Raw genomic sequence first — 14,570 nt, forward strand, 5'->3', positions numbered from 1 at the left:
AAAGACTCCCTTATTACGCTTTTACAAGAAATAGCGGTTGTCCATACTCAACAAGCTGTCCGTTATTAACAAGAATCTCAACAATTTCGCCCTCTACATCTGCGTCAATTTCGTTAAATAATTTCATAGCTTCAACAATACATACGATAGAATCTTTCGATACTCTGTCCCCAACACTTACATATTGAGGTGTATCAGGCGAAGAAGAGGAATAAAATGTCCCTACCATCGGTGATGTGATTTTATGTAGGTTTTCATCTTGAACAACTTTCTTCTCTTCTTGTTTTGGCGCTTCTACTTGCGCTGCCGCTACTGCTGTTTCTACTTCGACAGATGCTGCTGGCTGTACTACCTGTTTCGTTACCGGTGCTTGCACAGTAACTACTTCATTACCACGTTTTTTCATTTTGATTGTTGTACCGTCTTTTTTGTATTCAAATTCATCAATATTAGAGCTATCAATTAATTTAATTAATTCACGAACTTCTTGAATTTTAAACATGTAAAATCCACTCCCATACTCTTGTTTGTCCCGTTTTTACAGATTGGCATCAAACTGATTTACTGTAAAAATACGATGTATTCTATTAGAAAATTTATTCCTATGACATTTACTAATAGAAATATTTACTATTCCCATCTTACGCTAAATTTTTTAAACATTCCAATTTATATTTCTTTATTATAAATCGAAACTCCTGTAAAAATATTATTCCACCAAAAAATTATTACCTAGTAATAATACCAAGTTTCACACAAAATTGGCAAGACCACTTCCTAAAAAACATTCTTTACTTTTTCAAAACTGCAAAGTGTAAAAACGTAATTCCCTCAGCATTCTTCATTTTATCCACGGTAAAAAAACATATTTTTACCAAATATTATTTTTTTGTTTACGCGCCGTTCATTCTTCCTTCATAAAAGAATAGTATGTTCAAAGTGTAGCAAATTTATTGTAGTGAGGTGCGGACATATGATATGGCTCATCCTGTTCTTGCCTGCCGTAGTGATTTGGACATTGGTCCTCTTCATTCACGTCAAATCTGGAAAAACTAATCACCATCATCACGAACCATTAATCTTTTACTCACAGCGTATTTCCCCGTTTCCAATTGAAAATACTAAATACAACTGCAAAGATGAAATAGAAAAAAGCTATCGAAAACGATAGCTTTTTTCTATTATTCTTTTATCTAATTTGAAGCAGCAACACCTATTATAATTTCAATTTATTTTACTGATGGATCAAATTTCACACCTACATCTTTTGAACCACCTTCACTTCTTACGAGCTGAATAATTTTATTCGCTTCTTTTTGTGAATGCTTTGCCGATTTAACTGTTACTTTAATGTCTGTTCCATCAGCTCTTACAAGAGCATCCTTATATCCGCCTTGAGATTTAATCACTGTCTCAAGTAATTGTTGCTTCGTTTCCATCGTAGTGATTGCATCAAGATTATCTTTCGCTTTACTCTTTTCTTCTGCTGAAGATTTTGATGACTTCATTACATTTTGTAACTTTTCTTTCTCTACACTACGCTGATCTTCCATTTGCATACGTAGCGCTGTAAAATTCTCATCGCTTGATTGAACTGTTACGCTAGCCTCTTTTTTACTTGTTTCTTTTTTGTCATTCTCTTTCTTGTCTGTTTCTTTATTTGTAGTTTCCTTGCTTGTATTTTCTTTTGTTGTCTCTTTATTTGTAGTTTCTTTCGTTGTTTCTTTTGTAACTGCTTTATCAACACCTTGCTTTTCTTGTCCCATCTTTTCACCCGTTGCCGGTGCTGCTGTATTCATTTTATCAGGAGTTGTTACGTAATAAACAGATAGTACAACCACTAAACTTAACATCGTTAATAGCCAAACCGTTTGTTTTTTTAACACTTTATTTCCTCCCTATCAATTTTTCGGTGATACTGAAACGCGATGAGCTGGTACATCTAATAATCGCGTCACAGCTTCTTTTACCATTGCTTTTATTTGTATATTATCCACTCCCTTTGCTACGACAAGAACACCTCGTACTTTCGGTTTCTCTGTTCGCAAAACAATTGGAGTTTCTTTATCACCTTCACGTATAATGACTGTCTTTTCATCAAGAGACTCGTCTTCTACTTCCCTTTTCCCGCCTGCTTTATCAGTTTCACCTGTCGTTTGTGAACGTTTTACTGTATTTTTCTCGAGTATTTTTTCTTCAGATGAATCTAAGTTCACTTTAATAGTTACATCTTTTACTCCGGCTATCTCTTCTAAAGAAGCTTTCAATTCTTGTTCATACGCTTTTTCGTATTTTTCTACATTTGACATATTATCATTGTTTTTTTGACCGAAAGTTGGTACATCTTTATCTTGGCTTTGACTTGTCTTTTCTTTAAACACAGGCACTTCTTCTTTTTTAGGTGATAAGAAATTACTAGAAAACATAAGCGCAATCCCAAGTATGAGTAGGACAAGCAAAAACTTAGGTGTTACCTTTTTCCCCTTCTCATTACTTTCTTTTCCATCCCCATTTAATAGGTTTCGAAAAAATGAGAACCTCGAATTTTTATCTTTATTGTCCATTTACGCTACCTGTCCTCCCTTCCATCTGAACTTGGATTTGTTTATCCTCTAGTTGCCACCTGCTTGAAAAGAAATCTTTCATTTCTACATTCGTTTCTTCTATTTTTTTTGGAGGTTCTTTCATATTAATTTCAATTGGCTTTACTGTTTCGATTGCATCATTTTTACTACGTTCTTTTTCTTTCAACGTCACAACAACAGATTGAATATCTTTCGCTGACTTTACTTCTTCTGCATGTTCCACTGCGACTATTTGTATTTCAGAGACTGTCATACCATACTTTTTCTCAAACTCTTTTCCTACGTCTTTTTTCATTTTGGTAGCCATCTCTTCTAAACTATATGCACGTGTTAGAGCTTGTATTTCTTTTTTCTTCGAATCTATCGAATTTTTTACAGATCCATCTGCTACGTACTTTTCCTCATTGAAATTTGCGATAACTTCATTTACATCTGTTTGTAACAACTTAAATAGAGGCGTTAAAATTAATACGACTAACAATAGACTTACAACGAATTTAACGTACTTTTGCAAATTTGAATTTGGAAGAATAAGATGAAGCATTGTCGCTAAGAGTAAAAAAACGATAATATTTCTAATCCACTCTGTAACAAATTGCATACTCTTCACCTCCTACCGCATCATGAGAGTAATGTTCCCGGCAGCAATAATAATTGTGATACTTAAAAAGAACATAAATGATACGATAGCTAAGCAAGCAAATACGTAAATGATACTTCGTCCAATGATATCTAAACATTGAATAATTGCTCCTCCGCCTACTGGTTGCAATACTGCTGCTGCGAATTTATAAATAAACGCGATACAAAAAATTTGAATCGCTGGGAAAGCGACAATTAAGCATAAAATAACGAGCCCGATAATTCCGACTGTGTTTTTTAATAATCCAGATGCACTAATAACAGTATCCGCCGCCTCAGTAAACATCCTTCCTACTACAGGAATGAAATTTCCTGTTACAAATTTAGCCGTTTTCACAGCTATACCATCAGCAACGGCTGACGCTGTTCCCTGTACAGATAATACGCCTAAAAAAACCGTCAAAAAGATACCAATAATCCCAACACTAACGTTTTGCAAAAGCTTGGACAATTTCGTAACTTTATATTGATCACTCATCGTGCTTACAATACTTAATATAGTTGCAAGTAATAAAAGTGGTAGAACGATATAGTTCATAAGAAGCCCACTCGTATTCATTAAGAAAATGATGATTGGATGAAAAAATGATACAGAAACAACACCGCCGCCTGTTGCTACGAGTGCAAGTAAAATTGGTAATAACGCTAGTATAAAATCTACCATTGTTTGTATCGTCTCTCTTGCATATGTCATAACGACATAAAAACTATTTAAAGCGAAAATAATAAGTACCATGTATACGACTGCATCAGCGATTTTACTCACGCTACTCTTTGAAAAAGCAGATTGCAACGATTGCAACAATGCACTGAAAATCGTGAGCATAATGAGCGTTCCGAGTAACTTTCCATTTGCAACAAGCTCATGAAATAAATATTTTAGTAGACCTATCATCCACTCTTTTATGGAGAACTCTTTTTCTCCCTTTACAAACTCCATAAAGCTTCCTTTTTGACTCTCTGGTAAATAGCCTCCATACTTTGTAACAAGCCCGTCCCAAAATTGCTTCACATCTTCAATTCCGAGCTTATCCAATTGTTGATCAACGACGTTTGTTTCTATAGGAGAAGCTTGTACAACAATCGGTAAAGAAAAGAAAAGGAAGCAAGCAAATAATAGCTTAGCTCCAAACTTCCTCAACATTCACTCCCCCTTATCCCGTAGGTAAAAAACCGAGAATTGTTTCAATTACAACCGTCAAAATAGGAATTGCCATGACGAGAATTAAGATTTTCCCAGCTAATTCAATTTTCGAAGCGATTGCACCTTGACCAGCATCCTTTGTAATTTGCGCACCAAACTCAGCGATATAAGCAATCCCTATAATTTTCAATAACGTTTCTACATATACGTTGCTAACCTTCGCTTCACTCGCCACTCTCTCAATCATTTGTAAAATAGAATGAATTTGATCGATTAAGAGAAGAAACATCATGCTACCAATGAACACAATAAATAACGATGTAATACTAGACTTATGCTGATTTAAAACAGCAGCTAAAAATGTAGCAACGAGGCCTAATCCGACAATTTGTATAATTTCGATTCGAACCGCCTCCTTTACTGGAAGAGAAAGACACTTTTAATCTTGTCGAATAGAGTATTAATTAAAAATGCAACATGAAACAAAATAACGACAAAACCGACAAGGATAACCCAATTTGCAATATCCTCTCGCTTTAATTCTTTTAGTACAGTATGAATGAAAGCTAAAACAATGCCGATTCCGGCGATTTGAAATATTAATCCAACATCAATGGACATCGCCTTTCTCCCCCCTATAGCAGTAAAATTACGATAAGTAGCCCTGCTAGTACCCCTAAACTCTTTATCATTTTTTCATATTGTAGTTGTAATGCTTTCGCTTCTCCTTCTTCTCTCTCCAAATGTGTAATACATAAGCGAATATGTTTTTGCTGTGATTCACGATCATGTTGTCCAAGTGTTTCACCAAATTGTTGTAAGATTTCATACTCGGTTTGTTTAAACGCCGTTAACGTCCAGTTCTCCTTCAAACTATCAATCCAAGCTTCTCTAACTGTTTGCTCCCCGTCCTCTAGCCGTTTCGAAAAGCTTTGAAATATCCAATTTAACGGCTTCGGCATTTGTTTGACTAAACGCTCTGCAGCCTCAGATAACGGCGTGTGTCCATACATAATTTCAGCTTCTAATGATTGCAATGCTGCCTTCAATAACCTAAGTTGCCGCGGTCTCTCACTGTACCTTTTAGCGTATGAAAATCCGAAAAAGGTGCTAACAGCAACTATTAATACCGCACCAAATATTTTCACCATACGCCTTGAACCTTTCTATGGGATAATACTGGTTTTCCATCTCTATCTTTCACTTGCATAACTGTTCCTGGCCCTCTCGCTTTTGATAATTCCACAAACCTATCAAATACACCAAGTTCCAGCACCGCCTGTAACGATGGACGTTTCACAACATCATCATAAGAAAATCCATGTGCACTTATAAAAAGCTGAACACCTGCATGTACCGCCTCCATAATCGCTTCACTATCTTCTTTACGTCCAATTTCATCTACGATTAATATGTCTGGGCTCATAGAACGAATCATCATCATCATTCCTTCAGCTTTTGGACAAGCGTCTAATACATCTACTCGCACGCCAAAGTCATATTGCGGGATTCCTTTCACACAGCCCGCAATTTCTGATCGTTCATCAACAATCCCCACTTTACATGAAGGAATTTTCGAAGCACTTACACCTTGACTCATACAGCGTGCTACATCTCTTAAAAGTGTTGTTTTCCCCGTTTGCGGTGGGCCAATTACCATCGTGTTTAACCATCGCGATTCATAAAGATATGGCAGAAGCGGCTCAGCAATCCCTATTTTTTGACGGGCAATACGAATATTAAAAGAAGAGACATCTCGAATCATTTTCACTGCGCTTTTTTCTGTAATGACTTTTCCAGCTAGGCCAATTCTATGTCCTCCTCGTAGTGTCACATATCCACGTTTCAATTCCTCTTCCATCGTATAAATTGAGAATTGACTTAATTTATTCAATAAATGGATTGCATCTTCCGCTGTAGCGATATAGTCATAGAAAAACACTTCTCCATGTGCAATACACTCTAGTGGCCTTCCAATTCGAACGCGAATTTCCTCTAGAGTATCGTATTGTTTACAGCCTTCAACTAACTGTCTCATCGCTTTCGGTAAAACTTCTAATACTTCTTTCATAAGCTTCTCCCCACTATACTCGACTTACTATTTCAACAACGCGATAAAAATGCAGCCAATTCCAAGCGCTAGAAAAAAGAGTTTCAAGAAAGAAATCTCACTTGCTACACTCGCTATGCCAATTGTCATTGTTAAAATTAATACGGTCGGTCCAACAAACGCCAACATACCATTTATAAACAATGCTTTCTTCGCATCATTCACGTAAAGCATAAGCAGAGCGGCGAATATTTCCGCGCTTCCTGAAAACAACCGAAGTAATCCCATAACAAGCACGGATGTTTCCATTGCCGCTAGCCACTGTTTCATTCTCCCACCTTCTCCCATAACAGTTACTACTTCCTTATTCTGAAAAAGAATATATTTGTACAACCATATGCAGAGGTTGTCTATTTCAGAAGTAAAAACATAATTTTTCTCTATCGACTTAACCTAAAACTGAATATTCTAATTAATTTATGGTATATTTAATAGAAAAGGAGCATAGATGATGAAGCAAGTTACTTTATTACCGCTCGATTTACGATATGCAAATGTGATTTTTGAGCTATCAAGCAATCCACATGTAAAAAATGCATTAGGGCTAAAAGTAGAATCAGTGGAAGATACAAAAACATTCATTCTTTTTGCAATTGAAGAGGAACGAAAAAAGCACTCCTTATCAAGAGTGATTGTAAATGAAGAAAATGAAATAATTGGCCTCACCACACTTAAACATATTAATTATGAGAAAAAGCAATCTCACATTGGCAGTTGGATCGGCTATCCATACTGGGGAAAAGGATATAACGAGGCCGCTAAAAAAGAAATCTTTAAAGTTGCTTTCTTAGACTTACAACTCACATACGTATTCGCCGGTGCTAAAACGAATAACATTCGCTCTTTAAAAGCACAAGAGAAACTATCTTACATTTCATTACATGTGGAAAAACAATTTCCAGACGTACACGCTGCACTTGAGAAAGAAGTAAAGTCACCTTGCTCACTACATGTCGTATCACGAAAGAATTTTTCAAATTGGCTGGACGTACAAAATGAGGGGGGAAAATATGAAAGCATTAAAAATTAGTTTAACAATTGTAGTAGAATTAGCTATTATTTATCTTTTTTCAAAAATGGTCGGCTGGTCATTTTTGGAGAGCTTTTTCCTTGGTAGTCTAGCAATATTTGCAATTACGTGGTTAATTATTATGAGTACCTTTAGAAATAACAATATGGATCATGCAACGAATAAAACTTTTACCGGTATTGAAACTGGTGAAATACGCCCGTTTCAAATTGTTTTGACTCCATATATTATGGGTACCCTTTCACTCGTCACAGTTAGTTTTGCTATAACTGCAATTTACTATCTGCCCTATTTCCTATAAAAAAAGCACTCGTGATAATCACGAGTGCTTTTCTACTATGCACGAGAAACGTATTTACCTTCACCAGTGTTGATGATAAGCATTTCGCCTTCGTTAATGAAGATTGGTACTTGTACAACAAGACCAGTTTCTAATTTAGCTGGTTTTGTTACGTTAGAAGCTGTGTCACCTTTAATACCAGGCTCTGTTTCTGACACTGTTAATTCAACTGTGTTCGGAAGCTCAACACCAAGCACTTCATCTTGGTATGTCATAATAGATACTCCCATGTTTTCTTTTAAGAATTTTAATTCGCGCTCGATTTGGTTTTCGCCAAGTTCGATTTGCTCATAAGTTTCGTTATCCATAAATACGTGAGACTCACCGCTCGCGTATAAGTATTGCATACGACGGTTTTCGATGTGTGCTTTTTCTACTTTTTCACCTGCACGGAATGTTTTCTCTTGAACAGATCCTGTGCGAAGGTTACGTAGTTTAGAGCGAACGAATGCAGCACCTTTACCTGGCTTTACGTGTTGGAAATCCATTACTTGCCAAAGGGCATTGTCCACTGAAATTGTTAAACCTGTACGAAAATCGTTTACTGAAATCATGTAAAAAAATCCTCCTGTGTATTACAAAATAATAAGTTCTTTTGGTGATTTCGTTATTACTTCATTGCCTTCACTTGTTACAATGATATCATCTTCAATACGTACCCCGCCAACACCTGGAATATAAATACCTGGTTCTACTGTTACAGCCATACCTGGTTCAAGTACTGTATCAGAACGGAACGCTAAACCTGGTGCTTCATGGATTTCAAGACCGATTCCATGACCAGTAGAGTGTCCGAAGTATTCACCATATCCTTTTTCCGTTATGTAATCACGCGTTAATGCATCAGCCTCACGACCCGTTAAACCAGCTTTAATACCGTTCACACCACGTAGTTGTGCTTCTAAAACGATATTATAAATTTCTTTTAATTTATCAGATGGTTCACCGACTGCAATCGTACGAGTAATATCAGAGCAATATCCTTTGTAATAAGCGCCGAAGTCTAATGTAACGAAATCTCCTTTTTCTATCACTTTTTCAGATGCCACGCCGTGCGGTAATGCCGAACGAAGACCTGAAGCAACGATAATATCAAACGAAGAAGATGTTGCTCCTTGTTTTCTCATGAAAAATTCAAGTTCATTTGACACTTCAATTTCAGATACTCCCGGGCGAATGAATGATAGAATATGCTCAAAGGCAGCATCTGCAATCTGTGCAGCTTCCTTTAATATCTTAATCTCTGAATCAGTCTTTATCAAGCGTAACTTTTCTACAAGCCCAGAAGTTGGGATGAATTCAGCTTCGATCGCTTCATTATACGTTACGTAAGAGCTATATGTAAGAGTATCTTGCTCAAAGCCTAGCTTTTGAATTCCAAGTTCTTTAACTTGTTTCGCAACTTCATCAAGAATTAATCCTGGATGCTGCACTATTTCGTATCCAACCGCTTGCTTACTAGCTTGCTCTACATAACGGAAATCTGTAATAAATAGAGCACGCTCTTTTGAAATTAGTACAACACCAGCTGTTCCTGTGAAATTCGCCATATATCTACGGCTATGTTCATTCGTTAATACGATACCGTCAATACCAGCCTCATCAAACGCACTTCTTAATCTCTCGATCTTTTCCATTACTTTATGCCTCCCTCAATTTCTCCATTAATGCAAATAACGCTAACTTATAGCCATAAAAACCAAATCCAACAATTTGTCCCGCACAAACAGCCGCCGTCACAGATTCGTGACGGAACGATTCACGCTGGTGAATGTTAGAAATATGTACCTCAATAACAGGAATCGAAATGCTCGCAATTGCATCTCGAATCGCATAGCTATAATGCGTAAATGCTCCAGGATTTAAAATGATCCCTTCATATATATCTTCAGCCTCATGAAGACGATCGATAATAGCACCTTCATGATTCGATTGGAAACATTCTAACTCCACTCCCATTTTCTCTGCTTCGTGTTTCATATCTGTTTCAAGCGTCGCTAACGTTCCTTTTCCGTATACATTTACTTCCCTAACGCCAAGGCGATTTAGGTTAGGACCATTTACGAGGAGTAACTTTTTCATTTTCTTAAAACTCCTTAATATTAAAAAATGTCTATACGACATTTTAACATAGGAATCACTTATTTGAATAGTTTGTCTTCTCGACCCCTTCTCCTCTATTTGTATTATTCGATTCGAATGCTACAGAATACGAAATAAAAACACCATATAATATAAAGATACATATTGTCGTTACAATTGTTTCTTTCGGTAAATGGAGTGCACTTTTAATAACAGGTGCCATTAGCCCCATCCCCAAAAATAATAATGCCCACCAAAACAAACCGTATAGTACGCCAGGGAATACTCCTTCAAACTTTTTAAAAAGGGCTTTATAGAGAAATGCCACTAAAATTGAAAGAAGTCCCATACAAACGATACCTAGTACATTTCCCCAAACCCCTTCTTTCCAATCTCCAAATGCAAACGGTAAAAGTAAATAGTTAGGTCCAGCTTCTGTAAATGAGAATATATGAAGGAAATACCATATACCTCCCCAAAATAAGCCACCAAATAAACCAATTTGTACAAAGTTTCTTATTGTTGATTGTTCTTGATTCACATTGACACCTCCGCTCACTAGTATGCCCGAAACTATTTTGAGGCATGTTTAAATCCTGCAAAATTTGTCTATAAAAAGAATAAGAAATGTCCGACTCTCGTAACATTTTCCCTTGTCATCTGCCTGTATTTGTCGATAAAATAAAGGAAACTCGGTGATTGTCTTATTTCAAGATGACAAAACCAAGTATGACAATTGCCTCTTTTTCTACATAAGAGAGAAACAAATACAGGTTGGTGTTAACATGGCAAAAGAGTCAAAACAAATATATGGCGGGCAGGCAGTCATAGAAGGAGTTATGTTTGGCGGTAGAGAATATACTGTTACAGCGGTTCGTCGTAAAGATAAATCGATTGAATTTTATCGTTTACCACGCGTTCGTAATAAAGCATTATCTCTACTAAAGAAAATTCCATTTTTACGAGGTATTGCCGCTATTGTGGATGCAAGTGCGAATGGAGCGAAACATTTAAACTTTGCTTCAGAACGATTTGATGTCCACCCAGAAGAAGATGAACAACTTGCAAATAAAAAAGAAGAACAATCAAAATTAACGATGGTATTAGGAGTTGCAGCAGTTGGCGTTTTATCGTTCATATTTGGTAAAGTAATTTTCACAGCAGTTCCTGCACTTTTAGCTGAATTAACGAGACCGATTTTCCCATCTCATACAGGGCAAATCATTGTCGAAAGTGTCATTAAGCTCATGCTATTATTGAGCTATATATACTTCATTTCTTTAACCCCACTTATTAAGCGGGTATTTCAGTACCACGGTGCGGAACATAAAGTAATCAATGCTTATGAGAATAATCTTCCACTGACTGTAGAAAATGTTCAAAAGCAAACTCGCCTCCATTATCGCTGTGGGAGTAGCTTTATTATATTTACAGTCATTATTGGAATGTTTGTCTATTTCCTCGTCCCTACAGATCCGCTTTGGGCAAGGGTAGTAAACCGAATTTTATTAATTCCAGTTGTTCTCGGTATTTCTTTTGAAGTATTACAATTTACCAATCGATTACGAGATGTCCCTGTTTTACGAGTACTTGGATATCCAGGATTATGGCTGCAACTATTAACAACGAAAGAACCAACAGATGATCAAGCGGAAGTTGCAATCGCATCGTTTGAAGAATTATTACGTTTAGAAAACAAACAATAATTATTTAAAAATGGTGTTCAACTCCTTTCCTCATCGTTAATATACTAATTTTAATATATGTTTTTAGGAGGTGTCCCTTATGAACGGTCGTTCGTTTACATTCGCTATATTTGTGCTTATTATCGGATTGGCAATATTCGGCCTTGTTTCATCTGTTATTACAAATCCAATGGAAGTATTGAAAAACATTGGTATCATGTTAGCTGTCGTCGGTATCTTTTACTTACTCTACAAAATGTTTACAAACTCTAGTGGTTCTGCAAATTCGCAAAGCTCATATAAGCGTGCAGCGAAACAATCGAACCGCAAACACGGGAAACAAAATGTAGCACCCCTAAGCAATTCTTTCTTGAAACGAAATGCTTCTGATGACAAGGGGAAAAAGGGTAATTCTCCATCGTTGAAAAGAAAAAGAAAACAATCTCATTTAACTGTCATTGAAGGTAAAAAAAACAAAAAGAAAGACCGTGCTTCCTTTTAGGAAATACGGTCTTTTTTTATCCCGGTTGGTGCGGGGCTAATAATCAGTGGAAGATGCGAAAAACCCTACTGATTAAAGTTTCACTTTATATGTTGAAGCACTTCTTTCAAACTTTTCTCTTTCATACTTTCGATACGAAGGTGATGGTTTTCAAATTGCAAATTTCTTGTCACATCATTAGGTACGACGACACACTTTAATCCTGCTGCCACCGCTGCTTTCAATCCATTCAATGAATCTTCAAATACAACAGCTTCTGATGGTTCAATTTCTAATTCTTCTATCGTAACTTTATAAAGAGCTGGATCTGGTTTTACCTTCTCTACATCTTCTCGCGTTTTAATCACTTCAAAATAATCTCTAATTTGTAGCTCTTCTAAAAAACGAACGACCCACTCCCTAGATGAACTAGAGGCCAATGCGATTTTCAATCCAAGTTCTTTCGCTTCTTCTAAATATTCTTTTACCCCGTCACGCGCTTTTGGTATTTTCATTTTCTCTTTATGTAAAGTTGTTACTTTTCCCTTTAATGCATGCTCGTTAAATTTTTCTTTTAATTGCTCTTTTAAATATGCATAAAGCACTTCATCTGTCGTTCCAATACATTTTGCAAATTCCTCTAAAGGTAACTCGCCGCCGTATTCACGAACAGCATCTCTGAAAGAGTGAAACCATATTGTTTCTGTGTCCACAATTAATCCATCAAAATCAAAAATAATTGCTTTCATTATTCTCCCGTCCTTTTCGATTGAAATAAAAAAGGAAACGCCACACGTTCCCCTTAATTACTTTTCTCTTCATTTGCTTTTTGAACACCACGAAGTGTTTTTACTCGAACTTCATCTTGTTCAAAGTATTGTACTAAATCACCGATACGGTCAATTGATTCCCAACTTAAATGATGTTCAATTCCTTCTACATCATTATAAATTTTACTTTCATCCACACCGATAATACGCATAAACTGTTCTAACAATTCATGACGATATACGAGACGTTCTCCGATTTTTTTACCTTTTGATGTTAATACAAGCCCTCTATATTTTTCATAAATTAGATATTCGTCTTTGTCTAATTTTTGTACCATTTTTGTTACAGAGGATGGATGTACACTAAGCGCTTCAGCAATATCAGATACACGGGCATAACCCTTTTCATCAATCAACAAATAAATTTGTTCAATATAATCTTCCATACTAGGGGTAGGCATCGGTTTCCTCCATCCAATTTCATTTTGCTTATTCCGTACGAAGCAATCAATAAAATGATACACCAGAAAGAATAACGTGACAAGGTGGAAACGAGCCTAAATATATAAAACAAAAAAAGAATCCAGATTCCCCTTATGTAAAATATTGAATTTCTGCATCGGGAAAATACTCATATATATAACCTCTTATTGTTTCTTCCAATACTTCTGCATCATCCTTTTGATATACATATTTCCCAATACCGTATCGTCCCCATTTATATTTACGCTTCTCTTCATCCATTTCAAGCTTTGTATTTGGATAACGCTCTTGAATGACCTTTTTTGCCGGTTTCGTAAAACGATGTTGAATTAATTCGAACGTTAAATTTGGTATCGTCATGTCTTTTAACGCATTGTACAATCGTTCAAACAATTCACGGTACCCTTCTTCCCACCCTTCATGCATATAGATTGGCGCAACAATAAAGCCAAGAGGATAATTAGCCCCCGCTACTTTACGAGCAGCCTCAATTCGCTCTTCAAATGGCGATGTCCCTGGTTCAAAGTTTTTAATAACATAACGTGAATTAATACTAAATCGAAAACGCGTTTTCCCATTATGCTTTGCATCTAATAAATGATCAACATGCGAATATTTGGTAACGAAGCGTAAACGTCCATGTTCACTTTCTCCGATAAACTCTATCGCCCGCTTTAATGCATGTGTCAAATGATCAATTCCAACGATGTCTGATGTACACGCCGCTTCAAATCTTGTTATTTCAGGGGCCCTTTCATCCATATATTGCTTTGCCTTCTCAAAGATTTCATCTAGATTCACATACACCCTTACGTAAGGTTTACTCCCAAGTGTCGTTTGCAAATAACAATAATGACAATGTCCCATACACCCTGTTGCAAGCGGAATTGCATATTCAGCTGAAGGTTTTGATGTATCGAACTTTAACGTCTTCCTCACCCCAACGACAAGTGTTGCTTTTGCATTACGATACTTTTGCAATTCATTTTCCCCTGGAAAATTTCTAATTTGATTGTGTGATGTCGTTTCACGGATTTCTAATCCCATCTTCGTAAACTTCTCATAAAGCTCTTTTCCAAGCGGATATTCGAGTGCCCTCGGTTCAAAGTAAACGAGTTTTGGCATAAATGGTTTCATGTACTTCCCTCCTCTCATTAGTATGGGAAGCACATGAAAATTAACACAGATTAAAGTTTTCCACTTCAGTAACTTGCGTTG

At 36.4% G+C, this 14,570-nt stretch carries 22 protein-coding genes; 5 read left to right on the top strand and 17 right to left on the bottom strand.

The window, feature by feature from the left end; genetic code table 11:
- Positions 1-13: 13 nt before the first annotated feature.
- Positions 14-502, bottom strand: coding sequence for an acetyl-CoA carboxylase biotin carboxyl carrier protein (accB, locus tag MR066_RS10800; RefSeq protein WP_002033941.1), 489 nt, complete (start codon positions 500-502; stop codon positions 14-16).
- Between the two features lie 471 nt (positions 503-973).
- On the opposite strand from accB, the gene MR066_RS10805 reads away from it, so the two are divergent.
- On the top strand, positions 974-1,171 hold the full coding sequence (locus MR066_RS10805) for a hypothetical protein (protein WP_012261697.1): 198 nt from the start codon (positions 974-976) through the stop codon (positions 1,169-1,171).
- Between the two features lie 58 nt (positions 1,172-1,229).
- On the opposite strand, the gene MR066_RS10810 is transcribed toward MR066_RS10805, so the two are convergent.
- The 9 genes from MR066_RS10810 to MR066_RS10850 are packed head-to-tail and all read right to left on the bottom strand — an operon-like array spanning position 1,230 to position 6,751.
- Positions 1,230-1,886, bottom strand: a complete 657-nt coding sequence (locus MR066_RS10810) for a SpoIIIAH-like family protein (protein WP_002015062.1) — start codon at positions 1,884-1,886, stop codon at positions 1,230-1,232.
- Positions 1,887-1,901: 15 nt separating this feature from the next.
- Entirely contained in the window at positions 1,902-2,564 is a 663-nt protein-coding gene (gene spoIIIAG, locus MR066_RS10815) for a stage III sporulation protein AG (protein WP_002088572.1), read from the bottom strand.
- Positions 2,554-3,186, bottom strand: coding sequence for a stage III sporulation protein AF (gene spoIIIAF / locus MR066_RS10820; protein WP_002015059.1), 633 nt, complete (start codon positions 3,184-3,186; stop codon positions 2,554-2,556). Before spoIIIAF ends, spoIIIAG begins: the two co-directional genes overlap by 11 nt.
- 12 nt (positions 3,187-3,198) lie before the next feature.
- Positions 3,199-4,371 carry a stage III sporulation protein AE gene (gene spoIIIAE, locus MR066_RS10825; RefSeq protein ID WP_002067101.1) on the bottom strand — a complete coding sequence of 391 codons (1,173 nt, stop codon included), beginning with the start codon at positions 4,369-4,371 and terminating at the stop codon, positions 3,199-3,201.
- A 10-nt stretch (positions 4,372-4,381) separates the two neighbouring features.
- Positions 4,382-4,765, bottom strand: coding sequence for a stage III sporulation protein AD (gene spoIIIAD / locus MR066_RS10830; RefSeq protein WP_078172833.1), 384 nt, complete (start codon positions 4,763-4,765; stop codon positions 4,382-4,384).
- A 23-nt stretch (positions 4,766-4,788) separates the two neighbouring features.
- On the bottom strand, positions 4,789-4,992 hold the full coding sequence (gene spoIIIAC, locus MR066_RS10835) for a stage III sporulation protein AC (RefSeq protein WP_000020914.1): 204 nt from the start codon (positions 4,990-4,992) through the stop codon (positions 4,789-4,791).
- Between the two features lie 14 nt (positions 4,993-5,006).
- Positions 5,007-5,522: a stage III sporulation protein SpoIIIAB gene (gene spoIIIAB / locus MR066_RS10840; RefSeq protein WP_002088574.1), complete on the bottom strand. Its 516-nt coding sequence runs from the start codon at positions 5,520-5,522 to the stop codon at positions 5,007-5,009.
- Positions 5,516-6,442, bottom strand: a complete 927-nt coding sequence (gene spoIIIAA, locus MR066_RS10845) for a stage III sporulation protein AA (RefSeq protein ID WP_002143102.1) — start codon at positions 6,440-6,442, stop codon at positions 5,516-5,518. The genes spoIIIAB and spoIIIAA overlap by 7 nt, the downstream gene beginning before the upstream one ends.
- Before the next feature lie 27 nt (positions 6,443-6,469).
- Entirely contained in the window at positions 6,470-6,751 is a 282-nt protein-coding gene (locus MR066_RS10850; RefSeq protein WP_000816054.1) for a YqhV family protein, read from the bottom strand.
- Positions 6,752-6,929: 178 nt separating this feature from the next.
- On the opposite strand from MR066_RS10850, the gene MR066_RS10855 reads away from it, so the two are divergent.
- Positions 6,930-7,511, top strand: a complete 582-nt coding sequence (locus MR066_RS10855; RefSeq protein WP_002143103.1) for a GNAT family N-acetyltransferase — start codon at positions 6,930-6,932, stop codon at positions 7,509-7,511.
- Positions 7,492-7,812: a hypothetical protein gene (locus MR066_RS10860; protein WP_061674773.1), complete on the top strand. Its 321-nt coding sequence runs from the start codon at positions 7,492-7,494 to the stop codon at positions 7,810-7,812. Before MR066_RS10855 ends, MR066_RS10860 begins: the two co-directional genes overlap by 20 nt.
- A 35-nt stretch (positions 7,813-7,847) precedes the next feature.
- Here MR066_RS10860 and efp read toward each other — a convergent pair whose 3' ends face one another.
- The 4 genes from efp to MR066_RS10880 are packed head-to-tail and all read right to left on the bottom strand — an operon-like array spanning position 7,848 to position 10,474.
- Complete coding sequence (gene efp / locus MR066_RS10865; protein WP_002033989.1) at positions 7,848-8,405, bottom strand: elongation factor P; 558 nt, start codon at positions 8,403-8,405, stop codon at positions 7,848-7,850.
- A 21-nt stretch (positions 8,406-8,426) separates the two neighbouring features.
- A complete protein-coding gene (gene pepQ / locus MR066_RS10870; protein ID WP_242247128.1) occupies positions 8,427-9,488 on the bottom strand; it encodes a Xaa-Pro dipeptidase in 1,062 nt (353 codons plus the stop codon).
- 4 nt (positions 9,489-9,492) lie between these two features.
- Entirely contained in the window at positions 9,493-9,933 is a 441-nt protein-coding gene (aroQ, locus tag MR066_RS10875) for a type II 3-dehydroquinate dehydratase (protein WP_002015049.1), read from the bottom strand.
- Between the two features lie 55 nt (positions 9,934-9,988).
- On the bottom strand, positions 9,989-10,474 hold the full coding sequence (locus tag MR066_RS10880; RefSeq protein WP_002015048.1) for a YqhR family membrane protein: 486 nt from the start codon (positions 10,472-10,474) through the stop codon (positions 9,989-9,991).
- Positions 10,475-10,718: 244 nt separating this feature from the next.
- On the opposite strand from MR066_RS10880, the gene MR066_RS10885 reads away from it, so the two are divergent.
- Together MR066_RS10885 and MR066_RS10890 are read left to right on the top strand one after the other, a co-directional pair.
- Positions 10,719-11,639 (top strand): DUF1385 domain-containing protein, encoded by a 921-nt coding sequence (locus MR066_RS10885; RefSeq protein WP_242247130.1) that lies wholly within the window; start codon positions 10,719-10,721, stop codon positions 11,637-11,639.
- A 79-nt stretch (positions 11,640-11,718) separates the two neighbouring features.
- Complete coding sequence (locus MR066_RS10890) at positions 11,719-12,120, top strand: SA1362 family protein (RefSeq protein WP_002015046.1); 402 nt, start codon at positions 11,719-11,721, stop codon at positions 12,118-12,120.
- 80 nt (positions 12,121-12,200) lie between these two features.
- On the opposite strand, the gene MR066_RS10895 is transcribed toward MR066_RS10890, so the two are convergent.
- The 3 genes from MR066_RS10895 to splB all read right to left on the bottom strand — a co-directional run bounded on the left by MR066_RS10895 (position 12,201) and on the right by splB (position 14,489).
- A complete protein-coding gene (locus tag MR066_RS10895; RefSeq protein ID WP_061674774.1) occupies positions 12,201-12,848 on the bottom strand; it encodes an HAD family hydrolase in 648 nt (215 codons plus the stop codon).
- Positions 12,849-12,901: 53 nt separating this feature from the next.
- A complete protein-coding gene (gene mntR / locus MR066_RS10900) occupies positions 12,902-13,330 on the bottom strand; it encodes a transcriptional regulator MntR (RefSeq protein WP_002143106.1) in 429 nt (142 codons plus the stop codon).
- A gap of 133 nt (positions 13,331-13,463) precedes the next feature.
- Positions 13,464-14,489, bottom strand: a complete 1,026-nt coding sequence (splB, locus tag MR066_RS10905; RefSeq protein WP_002088590.1) for a spore photoproduct lyase — start codon at positions 14,487-14,489, stop codon at positions 13,464-13,466.
- Positions 14,490-14,570: the final 81 nt, after the last annotated feature.

Source organism: Bacillus cereus group sp. BfR-BA-01523, assembly GCF_022662615.1.
Classification (GTDB): Bacteria; Bacillota; Bacilli; order Bacillales; family Bacillaceae_G; genus Bacillus_A; species Bacillus_A mycoides.

Bases quoted from the DNA above. Each gene is read 5' to 3' on its own strand.
- accB (WP_002033941.1), bottom strand. From the start codon at position 502: ATGTTTAAAATTCAAGAAGTTCGTGAATTAATTAAATTAATTGATAGC.
- MR066_RS10805 (WP_012261697.1), top strand. From the start codon at position 974: ATGATATGGCTCATCCTGTTCTTGCCTGCCGTAGTGATTTGGACATTG.
- spoIIIAG (WP_002088572.1), bottom strand. From the start codon at position 2,564: ATGGACAATAAAGATAAAAATTCGAGGTTCTCATTTTTTCGAAACCTA.
- spoIIIAF (WP_002015059.1), bottom strand. From the start codon at position 3,186: ATGCAATTTGTTACAGAGTGGATTAGAAATATTATCGTTTTTTTACTC.
- spoIIIAE (WP_002067101.1), bottom strand. From the start codon at position 4,371: ATGTTGAGGAAGTTTGGAGCTAAGCTATTATTTGCTTGCTTCCTTTTC.
- spoIIIAC (WP_000020914.1), bottom strand. From the start codon at position 4,992: ATGTCCATTGATGTTGGATTAATATTTCAAATCGCCGGAATCGGCATT.
- spoIIIAB (WP_002088574.1), bottom strand. From the start codon at position 5,522: ATGGTGAAAATATTTGGTGCGGTATTAATAGTTGCTGTTAGCACCTTT.
- spoIIIAA (WP_002143102.1), bottom strand. From the start codon at position 6,442: ATGAAAGAAGTATTAGAAGTTTTACCGAAAGCGATGAGACAGTTAGTT.
- MR066_RS10850 (WP_000816054.1), bottom strand. From the start codon at position 6,751: ATGAAACAGTGGCTAGCGGCAATGGAAACATCCGTGCTTGTTATGGGA.
- MR066_RS10855 (WP_002143103.1), top strand. From the start codon at position 6,930: ATGATGAAGCAAGTTACTTTATTACCGCTCGATTTACGATATGCAAAT.
- MR066_RS10860 (WP_061674773.1), top strand. From the start codon at position 7,492: ATGAAAGCATTAAAAATTAGTTTAACAATTGTAGTAGAATTAGCTATT.
- efp (WP_002033989.1), bottom strand. From the start codon at position 8,405: ATGATTTCAGTAAACGATTTTCGTACAGGTTTAACAATTTCAGTGGAC.
- pepQ (WP_242247128.1), bottom strand. From the start codon at position 9,488: ATGGAAAAGATCGAGAGATTAAGAAGTGCGTTTGATGAGGCTGGTATT.
- aroQ (WP_002015049.1), bottom strand. From the start codon at position 9,933: ATGAAAAAGTTACTCCTCGTAAATGGTCCTAACCTAAATCGCCTTGGC.
- MR066_RS10885 (WP_242247130.1), top strand. From the start codon at position 10,719: ATGGCAAAAGAGTCAAAACAAATATATGGCGGGCAGGCAGTCATAGAA.
- MR066_RS10890 (WP_002015046.1), top strand. From the start codon at position 11,719: ATGAACGGTCGTTCGTTTACATTCGCTATATTTGTGCTTATTATCGGA.
- MR066_RS10895 (WP_061674774.1), bottom strand. From the start codon at position 12,848: ATGAAAGCAATTATTTTTGATTTTGATGGATTAATTGTGGACACAGAA.
- mntR (WP_002143106.1), bottom strand. From the start codon at position 13,330: ATGCCTACCCCTAGTATGGAAGATTATATTGAACAAATTTATTTGTTG.
- splB (WP_002088590.1), bottom strand. From the start codon at position 14,489: ATGAAACCATTTATGCCAAAACTCGTTTACTTTGAACCGAGGGCACTC.